Genomic DNA, 25,863 nt, shown 5'->3' with positions numbered 1-25,863 from the left:
CCTGCGCCGTCTCGTCGCGACGCCTCCCCGGTCGATGGCGCGCCGCTTCGCTCCCGAATCCCGATTCCCGGCTTCAACATGACTTGCGCCCCTCGCCGTCCATGCCGACCGGAGTCCACACTCCACGAACGCCCTCACCCAAGGCCCCGCCATGCGCCCCAGCCTGCTCCGCGCCGCCCTCGCCCTGCTGTTCACCGCCACCTGCGCGCAGGCGGCGATCCCGCCCGCGCCCGAGCGCGATGAGGGCGAAGGCCCATACGACCAGCTGATCCTGCGCGGGGTCACGGTCATCAACGGCACCGGCAGTCCGGCCTTCGGCCCGGCCGATGTCGTCATCGAGAACAACCGCATCGCCGAGGTGCGCATCGTCGGCAGCGCGGATGCACCGATCAACGCCGAGCGCCGGCCCGCGCTGAAGCCCGGCGGCCGCGAGTTGGACCTCAGCGGCCACTACGTGATGCCCGGCATCGTCGACATGCACGGCCACATCGGCGGCGACGAGCAGGGCGTCACCGCCGAGTACGTGTACAAGCTGTGGCTGGCGCATGGCATCACCAGCGTGCGCGATCCCGGCTGCGGCAACGGCATCGACTGGTGCGTGTCGGAACAGAAGCGCTCCGAGGCCAACACGATCACCGCGCCGCGGATCTTTCCCTACGCCTTCTTCGGCCAGGGCCGCATCGGCCCGATGCTGACGCCCGAACACGCCCGCGAATGGGTGCGCGACATGAAGCGTCGCGGCGCCCTGGGCATGAAGTGCTTCGGCTATCGGCCGGACATTCTCGAAGCGGCGTTTGATGAGCTGAAGAAGCAGGGCATGGGCTCGGCCTGCCACCACGCCCAGCTCGACGTGAAACGGGTCAACGTGCTGACCACCGCGCGCTGGGGCCTGACCACAATGGAGCACTGGTACGGCCTGCCCGAGGCCCTGTTCGACGGCCAGACCGTGCAGGACTACCCGCCCGGCTACAACTACATGAACGAGCAGCACCGCTTCGAGCAGGCCGGCCGGCTGTGGGCGCAGGCGGCCGAGAAGGGCAGCGAGAAGTACGAAGCGGTGATGGGCGAGCTGCTCGAACTCGACTTCACCATCGACCCGACCTTCACCATCTACCAGGCCACCCGCGACCTGATGCGCGCGCGCATGGCCGAGTGGCATGAGGACTACACCCTGCCCGCGCTGTGGGACTTCTTCCGACCCAGCCGCACCAGCCACGGCAGCTTCTTCTTCGACTGGGGCAGCGAGCAGGAGATCGCCTGGCGCGACAACTACCTGCGCTGGATGGCCTTCATCAACGACTTCAAGAATCGCGGCGGCCGCGTCACCGTCGGCAGCGACTCGGGCTACATCTACAAGCTCTACGGCTTCGGCACCATCGAGGAGCTGGAGCTGCTGCGCGAAGCCGGCTTCCATCCGCTGGAAGTGCTGACCGCGGCCACGCTCAACGGCGCCGAAGCGCTGAAGGCGGATGAGCGCATCGGCAGCATCGAGCCCGGCAAGCTCGCCGACATCGTCGTGCTCAGCGAGAACCCGCTGGCCAACCTCAAGGTGCTCTACGGCACCGGCCACATCCGCATCAACGCCGAGGGCGAGCCCGAGCGCGTCGGCGGCGTGCGCTACACGATCAAGGACGGCATCGTCTTCGATGCCGCCGAGCTGCTGGGCGAAGTGCGCGCGCTGGTGGCGGCGGACAAGCAGGCCAAGGGCATCGAAAGGCTGAAGCAGCCGGGGCTGTAGTTGCCGAAGCCGCGGTATCGGCGTTGCGTGTCGTGTGCCGTTTGCCGGGGTGCGGGGTTCGGGGTTCGGGGTTCATGAGAATCCGGCGACGCGAATTCCTTCGCGAAGCCGCTGCGTCTCATAGGGTGGGCCCTGGCCCACCATGGACGTTGATCTCGCCTCTGTACGTTTCGCGGACGCTCGTCAGCGCTACGCACTCGACGCCGATTGAAGGGCGCGACCGGGGCAAGCGTCAGGCTCATCGTGGGCCAGGGCCCACCCTATTCAAGCCACCACCCTATTCAAGCCGCGGGCGGCACGGTGACGGCGAAGCTCTCGCGGCCGCGCACGGCTTCAAGCCAGGCCGACAGGCCCGGCGCCTGCGCGCGCCAGTCGATCTGCGGCAGGCGGAAGTCGAGATAGGCCAGCGCCGCTGCCGCCGCGATTGCGCCGAGATCGAAGCGTGCGCCGAGCGGATCGGCTTCCTTCTCAAGCTCGACCACCCCGCGCAGGATCGCGCTGCGCCAGCGCATCAGCCACTCGGGCGAGCGCTGCGACTCGATGCGGCGGCCCTCCATCACGCTCGACACCGCGGCGTCGGTGATGCCATCGGCCAGCGCTTCCCGCCGCAGAACCTGCCAGCGCTCCGGCCCGGCCTCTGGAATCAGGCGCGGGCCACACAGACTGTCGAGATAGGCGCAGAGCAGCGGGCTGTCGAACAGGGTGAAACCCGGCTCCACGATCAGTGCCGGCACTTTGGCCAGCGGGTTGGCCGCCAGCAGCTCGGGCGGATCCAGCAGCGGGTTGGCGATGACCACTTCGACGCGATCGGTGAGGCCTTTTTCGATCACCAGCATGCGCACCTTGCGGGCGTAGGGCGAGGTCGCGGAGTAGATCAGCTGCATGGACAGTCCTCACAAGGTCGACGGAATCGCGGTGGCCGGCTGGCCGTGTGCCTAGCGCGCGCGGCGAGTGTCGGCGACGGCAGCAGACGCTGGCAAATCCACTCGCGTGGTGACGCCGCGATCGGTCGATTGCGTTGTTGTGACCTCGTAGAAGCTGGCGCGAGACGCGTAAGGCGTGCATACGCCCCCTCTCCCAACCTGCCTTCGCTTCGCTCGGGCTGCGGAGAGTGGCGGCCGCCACCGGCAGCCGACACGCTCCTGCACTTCCCACGAGGGGAGAAAGGCTTGCATCCGAGCGGGCAGAGCCCGTGAGGACATCTGGCGACGCGCGCAATCAGGGAATGCTGCTGCAGCGCGGGATGCATACGTATGCGGTAGCGTCTCGACTTCCCCGCCACCGGCCTCGGGGGCACACTCGCGCGAACGTGCGCGCCAGACGCACCCACGATCAGTGAAGGGGCGGGAACATGCAGGACCAGCGGATCCGTGAAGTGGTGATCGTCGGCGGCGGCACTGCCGGCTGGATGGCGGCGGCAGCGCTGGCCAAGGTGCTTGGCCCCCGCTACAGCCTCCGACTGGTGGAGTCCGACGACATCGGCACCGTCGGCGTTGGCGAGGCCACCATCCCCATGATCAAGCTGTTCAACGCCGCACTCGACCTCGACGAAGCCGACTTCATCCGCCGCACCCAGGGCTCGTTCAAGCTCGGCATCGAGTTCGTCAACTGGGGCCAGCTCGGCGACAGCTACATCCACGGCTTCGGCAAGATCGGCCAGGACCTCGGCATCGTGCCCTTCTACCACTATTGGCTGAAGCTGCATCAGCAGGGCCGCGCCGGCCATCTCGACGACTATTCGATCAATACCGCGGCAGCGCGCGCCAACAAGTTCATGCCGGCGCGCAGCGATCGCCCGAACTCGCCGCTGGCCGACATCGCCTACGCCTACCACTTCGACGCCGGCCTGTACGCGCGCTACCTGCGCGAGTACGCGGAAGCCCGCGGCGTACGCCGCACCGAGGGCAAGGTGGCCTCGGTCCAGCAGCATCCCGAGAGCGGCTTCATCGAGTCGGTCACGATGGAGTCCGGCGAGTGCATTCCCGGCCAGCTGTTCGTCGACTGCTCGGGTTTCCGCGGCATTCTGATCCAGCAGGCGCTGAAGACCGGATACATCGACTGGAGCCACTGGCTGCCCTGCAACCGCGCCGTCGCCGTGCCCTGCGAGACACGCCACGCGATCACCCCCTACACCCGCTCGACCGCGCGCACCGCCGGCTGGCAGTGGCGCATTCCGCTGCAGCACCGCGTCGGCAACGGCCATGTGTTCTCCTCGGACTTCATCAGCGAGGACGAGGCCACCTCGATGCTGATGGCGAACCTCGAAGGCAAGCCGCTGGCGGAGCCGCGCGTGCTGAAGTTCGTCACCGGCAAGCGCCGCAAGTTCTGGAACAAGAACGTGGTCGCGGTCGGCCTGGCCAGCGGCTTCATGGAGCCGCTGGAGTCGACCAGCATCCATCTGATCCAGTCGGCGATCGCCCGGCTCACCGCCTTCTTCCCCCACGCCGGTTTCGATCAGACCGACATCGACGAGTTCAACACCCACTCGCACTGGGAGTTCGACAAGATCCGCGACTTCCTGATCCTGCACTACCACGCCACCGAGCGCAGCGACACGCCGTTCTGGAACTACGTGCGGACCATGGACATCCCGTCCGAGCTGCGCACCAAGATGGACCTGTTCCGCAGCAATGGCCGCGTCTTCCGCGACGGCCACGAGCTGTTCGCGGAGCCCAGCTGGGTGCAGGTGATGCACGGCCAGCGCATGCAGCCGCGCGGCTACCACGCCCTGGTCGATGCGCAGGAGGATGCCGCCGTGCAGAAGCACGTCGAGACCGTGCGCGACGTGATCGCTGCCTGCGTGCAGGCCATGCCGACCCACGAGCAGTTCATCGACCGGCACTGCGCGGCAAGGCCGAAGGCGGCGTAGTTCATAGGGTGGGCCCTGGCCCACCATAGGCTCGACCCTCGCCCCAGTCATAGAGCGGGCCCTAGCCCACCACAAGCTCGACCCTGGACCCAGTCACCGGGTATGCCCTGCCCCAAAGGGGGACGCCACGCTTGCGCGGGCGATTCAAGCTCATGGTGGGCCAGGGCCCACCCTATTCGAGCCTGGAATTGGCGCGATCTCCCGGCGAGCCCTCTAGGCTCGATCTCTGCGCCCTCTACCAAGACCTTCCCGCAGCGCACGCATCGGTCTGGCTCGCGCGCAGTCGCTGCCGGCATGAGCGACGACGTGCCCGAATCATCGGCATCTCCCGGCGCCACAAAAGCCGAAGCCCACGTCGCGGGGAGTCGACGTGGGCTTCGGGTGCCACGGGGGACTTGGGGGGCTTCAGCCTGTCAGAACTTGTAGCTCACACCCAGCAGGGCGTTGCGACCGTACTCGACGTACTCGCGCGGACGCTCTTCGCTGCCAAAGTTGGTGCGGAAGGGCTTGTCACGCAGGTTGTTGACCTGGAAGAAGAAGCCAAGATCCTTGAGCGGGCCGTCCATGAAGGTGTAGTTCACCTGCAGGTCGACGATCGCCTCGCGGTTGACCAGCACACGCTCGCGGTCGAGGAACACGTTCTGGATCTCGCCGACGAACTCCGAGCGATGACGGCGCGAGGCGCGGATGCCCCAGCCGAAACGCTCCCAGTACAGGGTCACGTTCGAGGTGTACTTCGAGAAGCCGGGCAGCGGCTCGCTGGACTCTGGGCCATTGGGCTTGATGCTGGTCCGCGTGTCGGTGTAATGCCCCTGCAGGCCGAAGCCTTCCAGCGGCTCCCAGAACAGGTCGAAGGGCACCGATACCGCCAGTTCGATACCAGCGATCAGGCCGCCCTCCCCGTTGGCCGGGCTGCTGATCGTGCCGATGTTGGTCGACGGAACCTGCGCGCCGGACGGCACCGGCAACCCGGTGAAGTCGAACGCCTGCACCTGGTTGTAGACGTAGGACTTCAGATCCTTGAAGAACCACGCCGCCGACACATAACCCTTGTTGCCGAAGTAGCGCTCGTAGGACACATCCAGCGCATTCGCGATCCAAGGACGCAGCTTCGGGTTGCCGCCACCGGCCTCCCAGCGCTGGGTCGCCTGGTTGATGCCGAAGCCGAAGCCGGCCGACATGTCATCGATGCGCGGACGCGCCAGCTGACGGGCCAGACCCAAACGGATCTTCTGCTCCTCGGTGATATCGAAGATCAAGTTGCCGCTCGGCAGGATCTCGGTGTAGCTGTCGCCGTCACTGACCGGGTCGCCCGCGGCGTTGTCCGCGAACGTGCGCAGGCCAAAGCCCTCCTGATCCGCGCGCTGCACCTGTACACCGAAGTTTCCACGCACCGGCACGCTGCCCCAGGCGCTGTCGAGGTTGGCCTGCGCGTAAAGCGTCGTGATGTCCTCTTCCACGCCGAAGTTCTTGCGCGCGAAACCATTCTGGGCGAAGCGGCTGAAGCGGTTGTAGGGCACGCCGTTGGGATCGAAGCTTGGCAGGTTCGGCAGACCGAAGAAGCCGAAGCCGGGCGAGGCACCGCTCGGATAGGGCAGGGTCGCGCGATCACCGCAGGCCTGGATGCAGAGCGCGTCTTCCGAGGCGAAGCGATCCTTGTCGCGACTGGTGTGGTTCAGGCCGTACTTGATGCTGCTGATCGCGCCGTCGTTGAACAGCTGTTCGAGTTCGACGCGGGCCTGGTTGATGGTGTCCTCGACCGCATAGGGTTTGTCGAAGCCGTCGCCGCCCCAGCCGCCTGGATCCCACAGCCGCAGCTGCGATGCATCGGCGAAGTCGTAGCCGAAGTCCATGTCGTACCAACCGCCGGGATTCAGGGCCACGCCGAGCGTGGTGCCCGCGAAGCCCGGGGCAAAGCCGGCATTGCTCTCGAAATTGCGGCCGTCGCGATCGGCGCGCGAGGTGCTGAGGTCGGTCGTCAGACGCCAGTTGTCGTTGACTCGGTACTCGTGGTTCCAGCCCACCGACAGCAGCGTGTCCTCGCTCGCGTACTGGTCGGTGCGCAGCACAGGACGCGCGTTGCGGTAAGTCGAGCTGGTGCCATTACGGCTCACCAGATCGGCGAGATAGCAGTTCTCGGTGCAGTTGCCGAGGCCGATCTCCAGGCCGCGCTGGATGGTGTCGGAGTCGAAGGTGGAGTAGTAAACGTCTAGCGCACCGCGGTGGCTGTCGTTGGGCTGGTACTCCATCGCCGCGGTGATGCCCTTGCGGACGAGATCGGTGGTGCGGCCCTGGATGGTGACACCGCCGAGCTGGCCGTTGGGCTCATAGCCCCAGGCGCGCCAGCTGTTCGACTGCTGCGGCGAGTTGAGATACGCATAGCCCAAAGCGAAGCCCAGCGTCTTGGCCTGGTTCTGGTCGATGTAGGCGAAACTCGCGCGCTCCCCGTACAGCTTCGAGTCCTCGAGCTTGTACTGGTCGCGGCGGTAGTTGCCCGCGATCACGCGATCATCGAAGTCCAGCGGACGCACGGTCTGCAGGTCGATGGTGGCGGACAGGCCCTGGCCGATCAGGCTCGCCGTCGGGGTCTTGTAGACCACCACCTGGCGCATGGTTTCCGAGGCGTACTGGTCGAACTCGACGCCGCGGTTGGTGCCCATGCTGGCCTGCTCGCGGCCATTCAGGGTTGCGGTGGCGAAGTCGCCAGACAGACCGCGGACGTTGATCTCGGTGGAGCGGCCGCGGTCACGCTGCGAGGTCACGCCCGGCAGGCGGGCCAGCGCGTCGGCGATCGAGACATCGGGCAGCTTGCCGATGTCCTCGGCGGAGATGGCCTCGACGATGGAGTCGGCGATCTGCTTGGTCTCGATCGCGCTCTCGATGCCCGCGCGGATACCGACCACTTCGATGGCGTCAAGCTTCTCGGCGTCTTCCTTATCCGCCGCCTCTTCGTCTTCGGCCTGTTGCTGGGCAGCCATGCCAGCATCGGCCCAGGCGGCCTGGGCCATCATCGCGACGGCCGACGCCAGCGCCATGCTCAGCACGTTGCGCTTCAAGTTCAACATTGTCCCCTCCACTCGATCTGGGTCTTCGATTGAGAGCCTGGCTACGCGGTCTGTGCCGCGCGCCGGGTCTGTTTTCTGCCTGCGGGCGACGCTCTGCATCGCCCTCGCCGCGGAACGTTCCCCCGTCCCTTTCAGCGCGGGGCGATGGTAGCCCCGGCCCTTTGGCACATGCCCCAGGCTGCATACGTATTCATGCAGTGACGCCCGCTCGGCGGCGTTCGCTGCGATTCGATGACCCTGAACATGACGCCGGAGGCTGGTTCGCGCGACGCGCGCCCACCACGCCCCGCACGCCGCACTGCAGCAGAACATCCCCTGCGATGCGGAAGGGATTCCGACCACACACCCCCGCTCTTCGCTGCGATCGCACAACCGATCCGGGAGTCCTCCGATGCCTTTGCCCAGCCCTCCAACCTGCTCTGTCACGCACGTCTGCGACCGCGGCCGAGGTATCCGATCCGCGCGTTCGACCCATCGGCGTTCTGCCCTTAGGGCGGCATTCGCCGGTCTTCTTGCAGCGTCGACTGCGCAGGCCGCGTCGCCGCGCGACTGGCGCGACGAGATCCTCTACTTCGCCCTCATCGACCGCTTCGATGACGGCGCGCCGGACAACAACGACCAAGGCGCGGGTGAATACAACCCGGCCGACTCGCGTCGCTACAGCGGCGGCGATCTCGCCGGCCTCAGCCGTCGTCTCGACTACATCCGCGGCCTTGGCGCCACCGCGCTCTGGATCACCCCGCCGGTACGCCACCAGTGGTGGGACGAGGCGGTGGGCTACGGCGGCTACCACGGCTACTGGGCGCAGCACTTCATGGAGGTCGACCCGCACTTCGGCACGCTCGACGACTACCGCGCTCTGGCCAAGGGGCTGCATGGGCGTGACATGCGGCTGGTGCAGGACATCGTGGTCAACCACGTCGGCAACTATTTCCGCTACCCGCCGGGCAAGGCCGCACCCGAGGTCGACGCGGACTGGCGCGCGAATGCAGGCGCGGCACCGACCGCACGGCCGACGCAGTGGCCCTTCGACCAGAACGATGCGCGCGAGGTGCAGCAGCGCGGACTCGACATCTACCACTGGACCCCGCCGATCCAGGACTACAGCGACCCGGTGCAGCTGCTCGAGTGGCAGATGGCCGACCTCGATGATCTGAACACGGAGAACCCGCTGGTGCGGCGTGCGCTTCGCCAGTCCTATGGCCACTGGATCCGCGAGGTCGGCGTCGATGGCTTCCGCGTCGATACGGCTTTCTACGTGCCCCCGGCCTACTTCCGCGATTTCCTGTTCGCCGAAGACCCCGCCGCGCCCGGCGTGATCGAGGTCGCGCGGCGCGTCGGCAAGCCGGAGTTCCTGCTGTTCGGCGAGGGCTTCGGTATCGATCGCGCCTTCGAGGACACGCAGGCACGGCGCATCGAAAGCTATGTGCGCGATGCGGCCGGCCCGCTGCTGCCGGCGATGATCAACTTCCCGCTTTACGGCACCAGCCTCGATGTGTTCGCGCGCGGGCGGCCGCCGGCCGAGCTCAAACACCGCATCGAGAGCGTGCTGGCCGTGCACGCCGACCCGCACCGCATGCCGAGCTTCGTCGACAACCACGACGTCGACCGCTTCCTCGCCGGCGGCAGCGAGGCCGGACTCAAGCAGGCCCTGCTCGCGCTGATGACCCTGCCCGGCATCCCGGTCATCTACTACGGCACCGAACAGGGCTTCACCCGCATGCGCGGCGCGATGTTCGCGACAGGCTGGGGCAGCGACGGCCGCGACCACTTCGACACCGCGCATCCGCTGTACCGCTACCTGCAGCGCGCCACCGCGCTGCGCCACGGCGAGCACGCCCTGCGCCGCGGCCGGCCGCGCGTGCTGGCAGCAGAAGCCGCCGCGCCGGGCGTGATCGTCTGGCTGATGGAGTCCGACCAGGGTTCGGCTCTGGTCGCGCTGAACACGGCAGATGCGCCCAGCGTGTTCGGCGCGATCGAGACCGGGCTCCCACCGGGCACGCGCCTGCAGCCGCTGTTCGCGATCGAGGGCGAAGCGCCCGCGCTGGCGGTGGATGCGCAGGGGCGCGTGGATCTCACCCTGCCCGCGCGCGAGGGCCAGGTGTGGCGGGTGCTGCCCACGCCTCCTGCCGCATCGACAGAAGCCACCGTACCGCAGCGGCCGCAGCTCGATGCGCTGGGTGATGCGGCGGTGTCCGAGCGGCTGTCGATCGCCGGTCGCGCTCAGGCCAACAGCGCGCTGCAACTGGTGCTGGACGGTGAAGTCGAGCGCGCCACGCACGTAGAGGCCGACGCGGACGGGTGCTTCGCCATCAACCTCGACGTGCGCGGCCTTGCCGATCCCAGCCTGAGCCATCGCCTGCAGCTCATCGACACCGCGAGCGGGCTCGCCTCCGACAGCGCGCACTTCCGCGTGCAGCCGCGTTGGACCGCGCTCGCAGAAACCGAGGACCCGGTCGGCGATGACCGTGGCCCGGAAGGCCGCTATCGCTATCCCGCCGAGGCCGGCTGGGGCGAGCGCGGCCTGCTCGACCTCACCGGCGCGCGCGCCGAGGCCAGTGGCGGCAGCCTGCGCCTGCAGGTGCGGCTGCGCGCGCTGAGTCGCGACTGGAACCCGGCCAATGGCTTCGACCGTATGGCGCTGACGCTGCACATCACCCTGCCCGGGGCCACCGACGGCGCGCGCGCCCTGCCCCTGCTGAATGCCACGATGCCCGAGGGCCTGCGCTGGCAGCGGCGCCTGCGCCTGCACGGCTGGTCGAACGCGCTGTTTTCGCACGAGGGCGCCGATGCGAAGCGCGAGGGCACCGCCATCGGCGCGGCCGCGCTTGCGGTCGACCCTGCGAGCAGCACGCTGACCATCACCCTGCCCGCTCGCCTGCTGGGCGAGCCGGAATCCCTGCGTGGCGCAGTGCTGCATTTGAGCACCTGGGACTACGACGGCGGCTATCGCGCACTGACACCCGAGGGCGGTCCAATGCGCTTCGGCGGCGGCGACGGTGCGCGCGAGCCGCTGTGGATGGACTCAATGCTGCTGCGGCTGGAGTGAGCGCTGCCGTCGCAGCCTCCGCACCCATCCCCTCAATCAAGGCATTCGGGCGAGCGGGCCTGCGGCAACGGCGGTGTCGAGTGCGCCCGAGGCGGAAGGAACCGCGAACGGGATGGCATCCAATGGGGCAAGCGTGCAGCTGTTGGTGGGCCAGGGCCCACCCTAGGGACGTCGGCGCTCGAAGGGCCAGCGGCCGCGCCAGTACTGCAGCAGCAGGAAGCCGAACAGCATGCCACCCAGGTGCGCGAAGTGGGCGATGCCGGTGCGCGTGCCGGTGATTCCGAGCACCAGCTCGACCACGCCATAGACCACGACAAGGGTGCGCGCCTTCATCGGGATCGGTGGGATCAGCAGCATCACCTGCCGGTTCGGAAAGGCCATACCGAAGGCCAGCAGCACGCCGAACACGCCGCCTGAGGCGCCGACCGTGGGATAGGGCTCGCCCGACTGCGCCGCGAGCGTGGCGACGCCGAGCTGGATCAGCCCTGCACCCACGATGCAGGTCAGCACGTACAGCAAAAAGCGTCGCGGCCCCAGCACGCGCTCGACGTCGCCACCGAACATCCACAGCGCAAGCAGGTTGAAAATCAGGTGCGCTTCGCCGCCGTGCATGAAGCCGTAGGTGAACAGCTGCCAGGGCAGGAAGCCGACGCTGATCATCTGCCCCTGATACACGCCCAGTGCATAGTCACCGGCAGGCCAGAGCATGAAGGGCAGCATCGCGACTTCGCCCAGCATCAGCTGCAGCACATAGACCAGGCCACAGGCCAGGAGCAGCGCTTTGGTGACGGGAGGAACAGGTGGCATCAGGGCTCCGGCGGGCGGATCAGCAGGCCGGCAGTGTAGCGGCCGCTGCGCGCCGCTCGTCCGCTCCTGCAAGGCAGCGTGCCTGTGCGAGCGCTGCAAGCACCGTCGCGAAGTGGATATCGACGATGTCCTCGACGTCGTTCGCATAACCGCCGGCCATGCTGATCGACAGCGGCAGGCCGAGCCGGCGGCAGGTGTCGAGCACGCACTGGTCGCGTTCGCGCAGGCCCGCCTTGCTGAGCTTCAGAAAGCCGAGACGATCGCCCTCGAAAGGGTCGGCGCCAGCGAGATAGATGAGCGCGTCCGGGCGTGCGGCGGCGATGGCGCGCGGCAGGTGGTGGTCGAGCAGATCGAGGTAGGCCTCGTCATCGGTGCCGTCCGGCAAGGCGACATCGAGATCCGAGGGCGGCTTGACCGCGGGGTAATTGCGCGCGGCATGCATCGAGAAGGTGTAGATCGTCGGGTCGTTCGCGCACAGCGCCGCGGTGCCATCGCCCTGGTGCACATCGAGGTCGACCACCAAGAGGCGATCCGCCAGCCCCGCCGCCTGCACGTGGCGGGCGGCGACCACCGAGTCGTTGAACACGCAATAGCCGCCACCGCGATCGAAGGCCGCATGGTGGGTGCCGCCGGCGAGGTTCACCGCGACGCCATCGCCGCGCAGGGCCGCGGTGAGCGCGCCGATGGTGCCGCCCGAGGAGCGCCGCGAGCGCTCGACCATCGCCGGCGACCACGGAAAGCCGATGCGCCGCAGTTCGGCGTCGCTGGCGCGGCCCTCATGCATGCGCGCGATGTAGTCGTGGCAGTGCACACGCTGCAGGTCTTCGATCGAGGCCGGCAGGGGCTCGACCAGCTCGATGCCCTCGACGCCGCGCACGCGCTCGTACAGCCGACGGTACTTGTCCATGGGAAAGCGGTGCTCGGGCGGCAGCGGCAGCACGAAGTGATGGCAGTAGTAGGCGCGCATCGGTGATTGCAAAGAATGACCGGCAGTCGTGGGCCGCCATGGAAAAACGACAGCCGTGGGCAGCGTGTGATTCACGACGCACACATCCAACGTCATAGGGTGGGCCCTGGCCCACCATGGGCTCAACCTACGCCGCGGCCCGACGTCGTCGACCACGCCCTGCTGCAGACCCACATGCCCACGCGGCACCGCTTCCCCATCCTCGGCGTGCCTCATGCGCTGCGCGTTCATAAGCCGCGTTCCACATCGACCCACGGAGCGGGATTCGAAGCGCGAAGGGGGTGCCGGCGGGCGCCTCGCGCCAGGATGCCCTCGGTATTTGCTAGACGAAGACCGCGGCGAGTGTCGGGCTCGGCGGAATCGGGTGGACGAGGACCGGGGCCAGCGTCGGGCTCATGGTGGGCCAGGGCCCGCCCTATGCCTGGCTCAGCGCTCGGGGTTGATCAGAGCCCACCCTATGCTTCGTTGGGGCCTTCATCGCCGCCGCGGCGCTCGCCCGGCGCCGCCTCGCGTCGCACCGCGGTCGGCACGTGCAGGCCCGACTTCAGTGCCAGCTCGGCCATGCGCTGCGCGTCGGCCAGGATGCCGTGCAGGATGCGCAGCTCGCGCTCGTCGAGCGCGGCGCGCAGGAACACCCGACGCAGGCGCTGCATCACCACGTCGGGCGAACGGCCCTTGTGGAAGTCGATGTCGTGCAGGGTCTGGTCGAGGTGGACGAAAAAGCGCTCCACCTGGGCCTGGGTGGCCAGCGCGTCACCGCGCTCCAGCGTGGCCGCAAGCGCGGGGGGCGCCGCGGCTTGCGTCGCGGAGGTCGCGCCCGGCTGTACCGGAAACAGATGGTTCATGCGCAACTCGTAGCAGAGCACCTGGACGGCCTGGGCCAGGTTCAGCGAGCTGTACTCGGGGTTGGCCGGGATGCGCACCGCGGCGTGGCAGTGCTGCAGTTCCTCGTTGGTGAGGCAGGCGCGCTCGCAGCCGAACAGCAGGGCCACGCGGCCGCTGCGGGCGCTCTCCAGCACCACCTGGGCGGCCTCGCGCGGCGCGTGCTCGGGCAGGGGCACGCCGCGCCGCCGTGCGGTCGAGCCCATCACCATCCGGCAGTCGGCGATGGCGTCTTCCAGACGCTCGAACACCTGCGCGCGTTCAAGCACATCGTCCGCGCCGGCCGCGAGCGCATTCGCCTGGATGTCCGGGTAGCGGTCCGGCTGCACCAGGCGCAGGTCGGACAGGCCCATGGTTTTCATGGCGCGGGCCGCGGAGCCGATGTTGCCGGGGTGCTGGGGGCGGACCAGGACGATGGCGATGGCGTCGAGCATGAGGTTCCTTGGAATGGGATGGGGAACACGGCTGGCAACGGGCGATTCAGCCGGCGGGCGGGACGGCGCAGGGGCTTTGCAGTACACTCCCCCGCCCTTCAGGGACGGCCAGCCTGGTCGCGCCCGTTCTTTTCCCAGCGAGAGTTGCGTATGCAGAAGTCCGCGATCAACGTCGTGGTCAAGGCGGCACGTCGTGCCGGCGACCTGATCCTTCGCCATGTCGGCCGCGTCGAGACCCTGAGCGTCTTCGAGAAATCGAAGCAGGATTATGCCAGCGAGGTCGATGCCCAGGCCGAAGCCGAGATCATCCGCGAACTCAAGCGCGCCTTCCCGGACCACGCCTTCCTGGCGGAAGAATCGGGCCAGACCGGAAAATCCCGCTACACCTGGGTGATTGATCCGCTGGACGGCACCAGCAACTTCCTGCACGGCATTCCGCACTTCTGCGTGTCGATCGCGCTGCTGGACAACCAGGAGCCGGTATTGGGCGTGATCTACGACCCGCTGCGCAACGAGATCTACAGCGCGGTGAAAGGCTCGGGCGCGGTGCTCAACGACAAGCGCATCCGCGTGGCCCAGCGCAATGATCTCTCCGGCGCGATGCTGATCACCGGCTTTGCCCCGCGCCAGCGCTCGAAGATCGGCGCCCAGCTCGAGGCGGTGCGCGAACTGATGCGCGACGCCGAGGACGTGCGCCGCACCGGCTCGGCCGCGCTGGACTTGGCCTATGTCGCCGCCGGCCGCGCCGACGCCTACTTCGAAGCCGGTGTGATGCCCTGGGACATCGCCGCTGGCGTGCTGCTGGTGCGCGAGGCCGGCGGCCGCGTCTGCGATTTCCGCGGCGGCAGCGACTACTTCAAGTACGGCCAGATCGTGGCCGGCAACCTCAAGGTCAGCGAGCTGGTGCAGAAGTCGCTGGTCAATTCGGGGTATGCGGCGGCGTTTGATTGATCGCGGGGGGTCGCGGCTTTGCCGCGACGGGATTGGGGATTCGGGATTCGGGATTCGGGATTCGGGATTCGGGATTCGGGATTCGGGATTCGTTGGGGATCGACACCTCGACGCCAGCTCTTGCGCACACCCGACAAGGCGCGGCCTTCGCATCCCGTCAGTAGCGCCGGCTCTTGCGAATCCCCAATCCCGAATCCCGAATCCCCACAAACAACAAGGGCGCCCAACAGGGCGCCCTTCTTGTTTGAAGCGAGCCACCAGCGCGCTCAGGGCCGGCGATTGAGCTCCGCATCGTCCTTGGCCTTCGGCATCAGGTCTTCCTTGGTCACGCCCAGCGTCAGCAGCAGGGGGCTGGCGAAGAAGATGGTGGAGGCCGTGCCGACCACGATGCCGACGATCAGGGCGAGGGCGAAGCCTTCAAGCGTCGGGCCGCCCCAGATATAGAGCGCGATACAGGTCAGCAGGGTGGTCAACGAAGTCATGATCGTGCGCGACAGGGTGCTGTTGATCGAACGGTTGATCACATCCTCCGGCGTGTCCTTGCGGGTCGCGCGGAACAGCTCGCGGACGCGATCGAAGACGACGATCTTGTCGTTCACCGAGTAGCCATCGACGGCCAGGATCGCCGCCAGCACGGTCAGGTCGAAGTCGTAGCCCATGATCGCGAAGAAGCCCAGGGTCACGATCACGTCGTGGGCTTCGCCCACCACCGTGGCGACCGCGAACTTCCATTCGAAGCGCATCGCGATGTAGATCATGATGCCGGCCAGGACCACGAGCACCGCGATGATGCCGTTGTAGGCCAGCTCGGCGCCGACCTGCGGGCCGACGAACTCGCTGCGCTTGATCTCCACCTTGGCGCCATCCGACGACAAGGCCTCGAGCACGCGAGCGGCGGTGGCCGCATTGCCGTCGGCGATGCTGGAGTCGGAGGCAGCAGCCTGTTCGTCCTCGGCCACGGCCTTGGGTGACAGCCGCACCGAGAAGCTGGTACCGGAGAAGCGCTGCACCAGCGCCCCCTCGAAGCCCGCGGCCTCCAGCCGCTGGTTCACCGTGCTCTGCTCGGTGGCCTCGGCGAACTCGACTTCCACCAGGGTGCCTCCGGTGAAATCCAGCGCGAAGTTCAGGCCGCGGGTGGCGAGCGCCACGATCGAGATGAGGATCAACGCCACCGAGATCGCGATGGTGACGCGGCGGATCCGCATGAAGTTGACATTGCTGTTCGGGTTGAAGAATTCCATTGCTCGGCTCCGTCGGATGCGTCAGACCGAAACCGAGCGGACTTTCCGCCCGTGGCCGTAGAACAGGGTGGCGACCGCGCGGCTCACGGTCACCGAAGTGAACATCGAGGTCAGCACGCCGAAGAACAGCACCACCGCAAAGCCGCGCACCGGGCCCGAACCAAAGGAGAACAGGGCGATGGCGGCGATGAGCTTGGTGATGTTGGAATCGAGGATGACCGTCCAGGCCCGCTCGTAGCCGGCCAGGATCGAGTTGACCGGCGTGTTGCCGGCGCGCAGCTCCTCGCGGATGCGTTCGGCGATGAGCACGTTGCCGTCGATCGCCATGCCCAGCGTCAGCACGATGCCCGCGATGCCCGGCATGGTCAGGGTGGCGCCCACCACGCTCAGCACCGCCGCCAGCAGCAGCAGGTTTATCAGCAGTGCAAACACCGAGATCAGGCCGAAGCCCTTGTAGTAGACGATCATCAGCGCGCAGACCATCAGGAAGCCGAGCACGACCGCCTCGGCACCCGCGCGGATGTTTTCCGCACCCAGCGAGGGGCCGACCACGCGCTCTTCGACGATGTCGACCGGCGCGGCCAGCGAGCCCGCACGCAGCAGCAGAGCGAGCTGGGCGGCTTCTTCTGGGCTGTTGAGGCCGGTGGTCTGGAACTGGTTGGAGAACACGCCCTGGATGTTGGCAAGCGAGATGACCTCTTCGGTCTCGCGGACCGTGCGCACTTCCTCGCCGTTGACCGTGCGGGTCTCAGGCCGGCGCTCGATGAAGACCACGCCCATGCCGCGGCCGACGTTCTCGCGGGTGAACTCCAGCATGCGCTGTCCCCCGACCGCGTTCAGCGTGACCGACACCGCCGGCGTGCCGCTCTGCGGGTCCATCTGCGAAGCGGCGTGGACCAGCTGGTCGCCCGAGGCGATCACGCGCTTGTTCAGCAGCACCGGCATCGGCCGGCCGTCCGGGCCGAGCTCGCGGGTGTAGTACAGCTTGGCCTCGGGCGGGATGCGGCCGTTGTCGCGCGCCTCGATGGGGTTGCCATCGACCTGGGCCCGGTACTCCAGGGTGGCCGTGGAGCCGAGGATGCGCTTGGCCTGGGCGGTGTCCTGCACGCCCGGCAGCTGCACCACGATGCGGTTGGCGCCCTGGCGGGTGATCACCGGCTCGGACACGCCCAGCTCGTTGATGCGATTGCGCAGGGTGCCGACGTTCTGTTCCACCGCGTCGGCGATGATCTGGGTCAGCACCTCCTCACGCAGGCGGCCGACCAGCTGGTTCGGCTCGCTGCCCTCGCTCAGCAGCAGATCGGTGATGCGCGCGGCGATGGCCGCGGACGCCGCCTCGCGGTCCTCGGCCCGCCGCAGGTTCACAACGATGCCGTTGGGCGTGCGGTCGACGCGGGTGTACTGCAGCTTGGCGTCGCGCAGCAGCAGACGGATGTCGTCGGCGAACCCGTCCTCGCGCTTCTGCACCGCGGCGTTCTGGTCCACCTCCATCAGGAAGTGGACACCGCCCTGCAGGTCGAGGCCCAAGGTCATGGCGCGGGCACGCAGCGCCTGCAGCCAGCCCGGCACCGTCGGCGCGAGGTTCAGAGCCACCGTATAGCCGTCACCCAACTCACTGCGGACCACATCGGCGGCGATCAGCTGCTCCTCGGGTGAAGGCAGGCGCACCAGCACGCTGGCCGGCGTGGCGCCCTGCCCCTCGCGCTGCTCGAAAGCCTTGGGTGCGAGCTGGCGGGCTTCCAGCACGCCGCGCACGCGCTCGACCAGCGCGGCATCGACAGTGGCGCCGCGGTTGGCGCTGATCTGGATGGCCGCATCCTGCGGATAGATGTTGGGCAGCGAGTAGAAGACAGCGAACAGCAGTACGAGCACGACCAGCGCGTACTTCCAGCGGGGAAAATCAAGCATGGGGGTTCACCCGGGAGGGCCGCGGGCTGCGCGGCCGTGAGGATTGGGCGGCAGCGCGGCCGGGGCTTACGCGGACTTCAGCGTGCCCTTGGGCAGCACCGCGGTGACGGCCTGCTTCTGCACCTTCACGCAGACGCCGTTGGCGATTTCGACGGTGATGAAGCTGTCGCTGACATCGTCGATGCGACCGGCCAGGCCACCCGAAGTGATGACCTCGTCGCCCTTGCCGAGCGCGGACACCATGTTGCGGTGTTCCTTGGCACGCTTCATCTGCGGGCGGATCACCAGGAAGAAGAACACGGCGAAAAAGATCGCCAGCATGATCAGCGGCGACCAGGGCGAGGGCTGCGGGCCGGCGGCCTGGGCAAAGGCGGGAGAGATCAGGAAGTCCATGGGGCAATAAGCTCCGTCAAGGGTTGGGGGCTGCCGCAGCCGTCCTGGCCGCCGCAAAGCCGCGGATTATGCCATGCGCCCCCGGATGCCCAGGATTCACTCCGGGGCGGGGGTCTGGCGCAGGCGATAGAACTCGGCCCGGAAGTCCTCGAACCGCCCCGCGTCTATGGCGGCGCGGATGTCGCGCATCAAGGCCTGGTAATGGAAAAGGTTGTGCTGGGTTGCCAGCATCGCGCCGAGGATTTCATTGCAGCGCTCGAGATGCCGCAGATAGGCGCGCGAGAACCCTCGCACGCAGGCATAGCAGCCGCAGCCCTCCTCGATCGGGCGGGTGTCCTTCTCGTACTTGGCGTTGCGGATACGGATCGCGCCGTGCTTGGTGAAGTAGTGGCCGTTGCGCGCATTGCGGGTGGGCATCACGCAGTCGAACATGTCGATGCCGCGGGCGACCGCCTCGACGATGTCCTCGGGCCGGCCCACGCCCATCAGGTAGCGCGGGCGATCGGCCGGCAGCTGCGGGCAGGTGTGCTCCAGCATGGCGTTGCGCTCGGCCTCGGGTTCGCCGACCGCGAGCCCACCCACCGCATAGCCATCGAAGCCGATGTCGATCAGCCCGCGCGCCGACACGCTGCGCAGATCGTGGTAGACGCCGCCCTGGACGATGCCGAACAGCGCGGCGTCATTGCCCTCGTGCGCACGCTTGGAACGCTCGGCCCAGCGCAGCGAGAGCTGCATCGAGGTCGCCGCCTGCTTCTCGGTGGCGGGATACGGCGTGCACTCGTCGAAGATCATCACCACGTCGGAGTCCAGCACGCGCTGGATCTCCATCGACACTTCAGGGCTCAGGAACACCTTGCTGCCGTCGACCGGCGAGGCGAAGGTCACGCCCTCCTCGGTGATCTTGCGGCGGTGCGCCAGCGAGAACACCTGGAAACCGCCGGAGTCGGTCAGGATCGGCCCATCCCAGCGGGCGAAGCCATGCAGGCCTTCGTGCGCACGGATGACCTCAAGGCCGGGCCGCAGGTAGAGGTGGAAGGTGTTGCCCAGAATGATCTCGGCGCCGAGCGCGCGCAGATCCTCGGGGAACATGGCCTTGACCGTGCCGTAGGTGCCGACCGGCATGAAGGCCGGCGTTTCCACCGTGCCGCGCGGAAACGTGAGCCGCCCACGCCGCGCGGCGCCGTCGGTGGTGAGCAGATCGAAGTGGAGACGGGACATGGGAGAGAGCCGGGATTGGGGATTCGGGATTCGGGATTCGTAAATGCGGGTCGCGGCACGCCGGTGTTCCGTCTCCCAATCGAGAGAGCCAGAACCCAAGCGGTGCCTCAGGGATAGGGCTATTGCTCTGAGCGAATCCCGAATCCCGAATCCCAAATCACGGCTGCTTGAGCTTCTGGCTCAAGCAGCATCGCATCGCCATACGAGAAGAAGCGGTAGCGCTGCTCCACCGCATGGCGGTAGGCGTCAAGGATGCGCTCGCGGCCGCAGAAGGCCGAGACCAGCATCATCAGGGTCGACTGCGGCAGGTGGAAATTGGTGATCAGCGCATCGACCGAGCGGATGCGGTAGCCGGGGAAGATGAAGATCTGGGTGTCGCCGGCGAAGGGCTGCACCTCGCCCTCGCGCATCGCGGTTTCCAGCGCACGCACCACCGTGGTGCCCACCGCGACCACGCGCTTTCCGGCTGTTCGGGTGCGGCGGATCTGTTCGACCAGGTCGGCACCGACGTTCAGCCACTCGCTGTGCATGGTGTGCTCGTGCACGCTGTCGGCGCGCATCGGCTGGAAGGTGCCCGCGCCCACATGCAGGGTGATATGCCCCATCTGGACGCCGCGCGCACGCAGCTGTGCCAGCAAGGGTTCGTCGAAGTGCAGGCCCGCTGTGGGCGCCGCCACCGCGCCCACGTGCTTGGCGAACACGGTCTGGTAGCGCTCGGCGTCATCCTGACCGGGCTCGCGCTGGATATAGGGCGGCAGCGGCAGGCGGCCGGCGCGCAACAACAGTTTCTCCAGCGCCTCGTCGCCGAGCAGGCGCAGCAGGTAGAACTCGCCCTCGCGGCCCAGCACCTCGAACTCGCCGCCAGCATCGAGCGTGATCCGCACGCCCGCCTTCGGCGACTTGCTGACGCCGAGCTGCGCGCGCGCTTCATGGGTTCCGGTGATGCGCTCGATCAGGATTTCGACGCGGCCGCCGCTGTCCTTGTGCCCGAACAGGCGCGCCGGGATCACGCGGGTGTCGTTGAACACCAACAGGTCGCCGGGCTGCAGCAGCTCCGGCAGATCGCGGACGTGCCGATCCGTGTATCCACCGTCGGCCTGCAGATGCAGAAGGCGGCTGGCCGAGCGCTCGGGCAGCGGGGCCTGGGCGATCAGCTCGGGCGGCAGGTCGAAGTCGAAATCGGTTTTCTTCACGGGCTTCTCTTGGGGCGCAGCGCAGCCGCGCATTATCGGGGCGCCGGGCGGGGGCGACAAATCGGTGGCGGCAAGCGCGAAATGCGCCAGAAACCGGACATGTCCTCGGGAGTGCTGCGGCGCGGTGCGGGCTCAAAACAGCACTGACCAATCCAGCGATGCTGAGCGCCCAAAGGGGCGCGCCGACAGATCGAGTCCGCAGAAGATCAGTTCCGGCCCAGCGATTCCGGAACTGTGCCGGGCTCGCGACCAGTGATCACGGCCGGGACGGACTTTCGTCGGTGCTGCCCTGGCCGGGGCCGGCTCAGTCATCGTGATCGCGGCACGACGGTTGCAGCGCCAATGCGCCCCCGCTGCCCGGAGACGTCCATGCGAGTCCTGAACCTGGTCTGGAGTGTGGCCCTGATCGCGCTTGCTGTCGGCCTCGCGGCGGAACCCGCACCGGCGGACCCAGGTGTCGGAGCGAAGAGCTACCTCAGCGGCGTTCGACTCGCTCCTGCCGACCCGAAGCGCGAGAGCTACTACGGTTGGAGCGTTTCCGCCTCCGGCAACCGGGTGCTGGTGGGCATGCCCTATGAGTTCAACGGGGTGACTCTGACGACGGGCGCCGCCTACGTGCAGGGTTTCGATGGCGCGCAGTGGCAGCAGGAGGCCAAGATCACGCCGGCAGACGGAGTGAACTTCGACTACTTCGGCGAGGCGGTCGCGCTGTCGGGCGACATCGCGGCGGTGGGTGCCCCGGATCATCAGTCAGCGCGAGGCGCGGTCTACCTGTTCCAGCGAAACGGAGCCAGCTGGTCGCAATTCGCAAAGCTCCTACCTTCAGACCCACTGCAGAACGCGCGCTTTGGCGCTGCGCTGAGCTTCGATGGAACCACGCTGGCAGCAGCGGCTCCCAACCACAACGGCGGACGGGGCGCGGTGTATCTGTTCACAGCGTCGGGCGGCACCTGGACCCAGAGCGCACGACTGCAGGCCGCAGATGCTGCAGCCAACGACCGCTTCGGCCAGGCAGTGGCCATCGAGGCGGACACCCTGATCATCGGCGCGCCGGGCAAGGCCCAGGAGGTCAGCTCGCAGGGGATTGTCTATGTCTACTCACGCAACGGCGGAAGCTGGTCGCAGCAGGCGCGCCTCGCGCGATCCGGCGCGCAGCCTGGGGAAAGCTTCGGTTCGGCGGTGGCAGTGAGCGGCGATCTGGCCGCCGCGTCGGCGCCCTTTGCGGCCGCGGTGCAGGGCAGCGGGGGCGGCATCATCGAGACCTACCGCCGCGTCGGCCAAACGTGGTCGCCGGTCGGCAGCCTGCGCAGCGCAGCCGGATCCGCGTCAGCGCAATTCGGATTCAGCCTCGCCCTGCGAGGGCCGCGCCTGCTGGCCGGGCTGGCGGGCGACCAGATCGGTGACAACATCCTGCAGGGCAGCTTGGAGAGCTATCTCTTCGAGGAAGGCGCGTGGACGCTCAACCAGAGACTCGTGGCCGTCGACGGTGAGCAGGAAGCGCAGATTGGCTACTCGGTCACACAGGCGACCGACTTCGCGATTGGCGGCGCACCGGGGGCCAGCAGCGGCGCGGCCACTTACGCCGGCACCGTCTACGCTTTCCAGAATAGGGAGACTTCCCTGTCGCTCATCGATCTGCCCGCTCAAGCCGTGCGGATTGGCGAGAGCTACAGCGTGACGACCCGCGTGGCCGCCGGCACGACGCCGGTGCCAGGCGACGTCCTCATCCGCGACGACCAGGGCAACAGCTGCACCGCCACGCTCAGCGCAGGCGCCGGCAGCTGCAGCCTTACCGCGACGGTCGTGGGTCCGCGGCTCCTGCGGGCGCGCTACAACGGCGCGCCGGGCTTTGCCGAGAGCTTCGGCAGCGCAATCGTGCAGGTGAAGCCCGACCTGCGGCTGCAGCCGGCCAGCCTGCCCGAGGGCCAGATCGGCGCACCCTACAGTCAACTGTTCGACACCGCCGCCACCGGAGCCACTCTGCCGCTCAGCTACAGCCTGGCGGGCGGCAGCCTGCCGCCGGGGCTCACGCTGGGCGGCAACGGTCTGCTCGCGGGCACGCCCGGCGCGTTTGGCAGCTTCAGTTTCAGCGTGCGAGTCACCGACAGCAGCAGTGCCGCGCTGGGCGGGCCGTTCAGCGAGACCCGCGCCTACAGCCTGCTGATCCAGCCCCCTTTCCGAACCAGCCTCGCGCTCGATCCGGTCGCCAGCCCGCGTGATCGTGGCGCAAGTATCGCGTTCAGCGCCTTGCTGAATGTGATTGAAGACGGCGCCGGCGCGCCCTCGGGGACCTACTCGGTCAGCGCGGTGAACGGCGCAAGCACGCTGTCATGCTCGGCGCCGGTGAGTGTGGAGGGCACACAATCGTGCAGCATCGACTTCGGAGCGATCGCGGCCGTCGGCGACTATGCAATCACCGCCAGCTTCACCTCGACCAATGCCGACTTCGGCAACAGCAGCGACAGTGCGCCGCTGCGCCTGCTTTCGCCCTCCGATCCCTCGCTCAGCGTCAGCGCATTGGATCCGCTTTATCTGCCGGAGGGCAGCCTGCGCTTCCGCATCACCGCACAGAACGCCGGACCGGACATCTCCTACGCGCTACGCCTGCAGGCAGCGGCGCCTGTGGGACTCCAGAACCTCGCCTGGACCTGCAGCGGTGCTGCCTGCCCTGCGGCCAGCGGCAGCGGCGCGCCCGATCTGCAGATTCCCGCGCTGGCGGCGGGCGGCAGCCTGCAGATCGAGCTGAGCGGCGATGTCAGCGCGGCACCTCCGGCGCAGATCGAAGCCAGCGCCAGCCTGGTGCTGGATCCCGCCGGCTTCAGCCGCGATCTCGTCGACAGCAACAACAGCGCCAGCGCCCGCAGCCTGCCGCTGCGCCTGTTCGCCAATGGCTTCGAGGCTCCGGAAAACTGACGCCGCAGCCAGACACATCCGCGTGGTACTGCCCTCGCGGGTCGTAGGCCCGCGCGGGCACGCGGGGTGGCGACCACGCTCCGCCCAAGGCGGGGGAGGAGTGCCTCATGGGCTTGCGCGACGCGATCAACGCTCCAATGGACCGTCGCAGGCGTCGGCATGGGGTGGAGTTGCGCTGCGTGCCCGCGCCGGCCGGGCCTGCGGCAGGCCGCCACCGCTTCGCAGGCGCTCACGCGTAGGCCGCGGAAGCCCCTGATTCGGCTGAAAATTCTGCCCAGCGACACGGCTCACGCCCCTTTCACCCCGCGTCCACCGGCTTACGCCGCCCTTATGCCGGGTGATACTATCGGCCTAAGTTTTTGTTTTTATTGGGGCTTGACCGCGCAAGACGCGCGTCCGCCCAGCCACCGGGGAGAGCCAGCCAGATGAATACCGCCACGCCGAGCCTGATCGAGCGCCTGAAACCCCTGCGCAGCTACGGCGGCGCGCCGCGCTGCCGCGGTCTCGACGACGCGACGATCGAACGTCTGGGCGCGCAGTTTCCCGAACTCGTTGAAGCCGTGGAGGCCGCCGTCGCCGCTTTCGAGGCCCTGCGCGGCGGTGAGTTCGACGCCCTGCTGCGCGCCGACGAGGCCGAGCAGCTGGCCGCCATCCACGCCGACTACGTCAACTTCTACACCGATGACGCGGTGAACCCTTACGTCGCGCTGGCCGGGCGTGGGCCTTGGGTCGTCACGCTGAAGGGCGCCGTGCTGCACGACTCCGGCGGCTACGGCATGCTCGGTTTCGGCCATACGCCGAAGCCGGTGATCGAGGCCATGGCGCGGCCGCAGGTGATGGCCAACATCATGACCGCCAGCCTGTCGCAGCTGAAGCTCTCGCAGGCTCTGAAGCGTGAAGTCGGCCATCGCCGCGGCGGCTGTCCCTACGACAAGTTCCTGTGCCTGAACTCGGGCTCGGAGTCGGTCTCGCTGGCTGGCCGCATCGCCGACGTCAACACCAAGCTGCACACCGATCCGGGCGGCCGCCACGCCGGCAAGCGGGTCAAGCGCATCGCGGTGAAGGGCGCCTTCCATGGCCGCACCGAACTGCCGATGCTCTATTCCGATTCCACCCGTCCGACCTATGCCAAGCACCTGGCGAGCTGGAAGCACCACGAGCCGCAGCTGATCACCATCACGCCCTATTCGGTCGAAGAGCTGCGCCAGGCCTTTGCCGACGCGGACGCCAACGGCTGGTACATCGAGGCCATGTTCCTCGAGCCGGTGATGGGCGAAGGCGACCCCGGTCGCCAGGTCACGCCTGAGTTCTACGCCGCCGCGCGCGAACTCACCAAGGCCCACGGCACCCTGCTGCTGGTCGACTCGATCCAGGCGGGCCTGCGTGCGCATGGCGTGCTGTCCATCGTCGACTACCCAGGCTTCGAGGCCTACGAGGCGCCGGACATGGAGACCTATTCCAAGGCGCTCAACGCCGGCCAGTACCCGCTGAGCGTGCTGGCAGTGAACGAACGCGCCGCCGGCCTGTACCGCAAGGGTGTCTACGGCAACACCATGACCACCAATCCGCGGGCGATGGACGTCGCCTGCGCGACGCTGGAAATGCTCACCCCCGAGGTGCGCGCCAACATCGTCGCCAAGGGCCGCGAGTTCGTGGAGAAGCTGGAGAAGCTGCGCGCCGAACTCGGCGGTCTGATCACCAAGGTGCAGGGCACTGGCCTGCTGTTCTCCTGCGAGCTGTCCGATGAGTTCAAGTGCTATGGCGCCGGCAGCACCGAGGAATACATGCGCCAGCACGGCCTGGGCGTGATCCACGGCGGCGTCAATTCGCTGCGCTTCACCCCGCACTTCAACGTCACCAGCGCGGAAGTCGATCTGGTCGTGGCCGGCGTGCGCCGCGCCCTGCTGGAAGGCCCGCGCAAGGCCTCCGCGGCAGCGGCCTGAGACGTCCGCGACGCTTCGGAATCGACACGCATGAACGCGGAAGCCCACCGCAAGGTGGGCTTTCGCGTTTGTAGCTCTGGAACCGCCGCTGGCCCTCGACACCGGCATGCAAGGAGCGACCGGGTCATCCGCTTCAAGTGCCAGCCAAGAGGCTCCAGGTGACAGATTCTGACCGGGAAAGGGCCGAGCTCAGGGTGGGTCAGGGCCCGCCATATTCGAAGCGGCTCGGGGCCAGCGCTGTCGCGCGACCCTTTCTCCAATCCCGAATCCCGAATCCCGAATCCCCAATCCC

16 protein-coding genes are annotated in these 25,863 nt (G+C 67.8%); 6 read left to right on the top strand and 10 right to left on the bottom strand.

Annotation, left to right across the window (positions count from 1 at the left end):
- Positions 1 to 151: 151 nt before the first annotated feature.
- Positions 152 to 1,738, top strand: coding sequence for an amidohydrolase family protein (locus BLP83_RS00175; RefSeq protein WP_091237458.1), 1,587 nt, complete (start codon positions 152 to 154; stop codon positions 1,736 to 1,738).
- A 281-nt stretch (positions 1,739 to 2,019) separates the two neighbouring features.
- Here the strand turns inward: BLP83_RS00175 and BLP83_RS00170 are convergent, their stop codons facing one another.
- The gene (locus BLP83_RS00170; protein ID WP_091237456.1) at positions 2,020 to 2,622 is read right to left on the bottom strand and encodes a glutathione S-transferase N-terminal domain-containing protein; all 603 of its coding nucleotides are present in this window, start codon (positions 2,620 to 2,622) and stop codon (positions 2,020 to 2,022) included.
- 467 nt (positions 2,623 to 3,089) lie between these two features.
- Here BLP83_RS00170 and BLP83_RS00165 point away from each other — a divergent pair, with 467 nt between their 5' ends.
- On the top strand, positions 3,090 to 4,607 hold the full coding sequence (locus BLP83_RS00165; RefSeq protein WP_091237454.1) for a tryptophan halogenase family protein: 1,518 nt from the start codon (positions 3,090 to 3,092) through the stop codon (positions 4,605 to 4,607).
- 413 nt (positions 4,608 to 5,020) lie between these two features.
- Here BLP83_RS00165 and BLP83_RS00160 read toward each other — a convergent pair whose 3' ends face one another.
- The gene (locus tag BLP83_RS00160; RefSeq protein ID WP_176763933.1) at positions 5,021 to 7,672 is read right to left on the bottom strand and encodes a TonB-dependent receptor; all 2,652 of its coding nucleotides are present in this window, start codon (positions 7,670 to 7,672) and stop codon (positions 5,021 to 5,023) included.
- Between the two features lie 391 nt (positions 7,673 to 8,063).
- On the opposite strand from BLP83_RS00160, the gene BLP83_RS00155 reads away from it, so the two are divergent.
- Positions 8,064 to 10,721 carry an alpha-amylase family glycosyl hydrolase gene (locus tag BLP83_RS00155; RefSeq protein ID WP_091237451.1) on the top strand — a complete coding sequence of 886 codons (2,658 nt, stop codon included), beginning with the start codon at positions 8,064 to 8,066 and terminating at the stop codon, positions 10,719 to 10,721.
- 162 nt (positions 10,722 to 10,883) lie between these two features.
- Here the strand turns inward: BLP83_RS00155 and BLP83_RS00150 are convergent, their stop codons facing one another.
- The 3 genes from BLP83_RS00150 to BLP83_RS00140 form a co-directional block, all read right to left on the bottom strand.
- A complete protein-coding gene (locus BLP83_RS00150; RefSeq protein ID WP_091239347.1) occupies positions 10,884 to 11,531 on the bottom strand; it encodes a rhomboid family intramembrane serine protease in 648 nt (215 codons plus the stop codon).
- A gap of 16 nt (positions 11,532 to 11,547) precedes the next feature.
- Positions 11,548 to 12,495, bottom strand: a complete 948-nt coding sequence (locus tag BLP83_RS00145) for a histone deacetylase family protein (protein WP_091237449.1) — start codon at positions 12,493 to 12,495, stop codon at positions 11,548 to 11,550.
- A gap of 455 nt (positions 12,496 to 12,950) precedes the next feature.
- Entirely contained in the window at positions 12,951 to 13,811 is an 861-nt protein-coding gene (locus BLP83_RS00140) for an RNA methyltransferase (protein WP_091237448.1), read from the bottom strand.
- Between the two features lie 150 nt (positions 13,812 to 13,961).
- Here BLP83_RS00140 and BLP83_RS00135 point away from each other — a divergent pair, with 150 nt between their 5' ends.
- On the top strand, positions 13,962 to 14,762 hold the full coding sequence (locus BLP83_RS00135; protein ID WP_091237446.1) for an inositol monophosphatase family protein: 801 nt from the start codon (positions 13,962 to 13,964) through the stop codon (positions 14,760 to 14,762).
- A gap of 266 nt (positions 14,763 to 15,028) precedes the next feature.
- Here BLP83_RS00135 and secF read toward each other — a convergent pair whose 3' ends face one another.
- The 5 genes from secF to queA form a co-directional block, all read right to left on the bottom strand.
- A complete protein-coding gene (gene secF, locus BLP83_RS00130; RefSeq protein ID WP_091237444.1) occupies positions 15,029 to 16,003 on the bottom strand; it encodes a protein translocase subunit SecF in 975 nt (324 codons plus the stop codon).
- A gap of 21 nt (positions 16,004 to 16,024) precedes the next feature.
- Entirely contained in the window at positions 16,025 to 17,911 is a 1,887-nt protein-coding gene (gene secD, locus BLP83_RS00125) for a protein translocase subunit SecD (protein ID WP_091237442.1), read from the bottom strand.
- Between the two features lie 66 nt (positions 17,912 to 17,977).
- Positions 17,978 to 18,304 carry a preprotein translocase subunit YajC gene (gene yajC, locus BLP83_RS00120; RefSeq protein WP_091237441.1) on the bottom strand — a complete coding sequence of 109 codons (327 nt, stop codon included), beginning with the start codon at positions 18,302 to 18,304 and terminating at the stop codon, positions 17,978 to 17,980.
- Between the two features lie 96 nt (positions 18,305 to 18,400).
- On the bottom strand, positions 18,401 to 19,522 hold the full coding sequence (gene tgt, locus BLP83_RS00115) for a tRNA guanosine(34) transglycosylase Tgt (protein ID WP_091237439.1): 1,122 nt from the start codon (positions 19,520 to 19,522) through the stop codon (positions 18,401 to 18,403).
- Between the two features lie 119 nt (positions 19,523 to 19,641).
- Positions 19,642 to 20,748 (bottom strand): tRNA preQ1(34) S-adenosylmethionine ribosyltransferase-isomerase QueA, encoded by a 1,107-nt coding sequence (gene queA, locus BLP83_RS00110; RefSeq protein ID WP_091237437.1) that lies wholly within the window; start codon positions 20,746 to 20,748, stop codon positions 19,642 to 19,644.
- 336 nt (positions 20,749 to 21,084) lie between these two features.
- Here queA and BLP83_RS00105 point away from each other — a divergent pair, with 336 nt between their 5' ends.
- Both BLP83_RS00105 and BLP83_RS00100 read left to right on the top strand, forming a co-directional pair.
- On the top strand, positions 21,085 to 23,628 hold the full coding sequence (locus BLP83_RS00105) for a putative Ig domain-containing protein (protein ID WP_176763932.1): 2,544 nt from the start codon (positions 21,085 to 21,087) through the stop codon (positions 23,626 to 23,628).
- Between the two features lie 425 nt (positions 23,629 to 24,053).
- Complete coding sequence (locus BLP83_RS00100) at positions 24,054 to 25,571, top strand: aminotransferase class III-fold pyridoxal phosphate-dependent enzyme (protein ID WP_091237433.1); 1,518 nt, start codon at positions 24,054 to 24,056, stop codon at positions 25,569 to 25,571.
- Positions 25,572 to 25,863 lie beyond the last annotated feature (292 nt).

It is taken from the genome of Aquimonas voraii (genome assembly GCF_900101825.1).
Classification (GTDB): Bacteria; Pseudomonadota; Gammaproteobacteria; order Xanthomonadales; family Xanthomonadaceae; genus Aquimonas; species Aquimonas voraii.
Note: the sequence above shows the minus strand (reverse complement) of the source record. Positions and strands in the feature narration are given on the sequence as shown.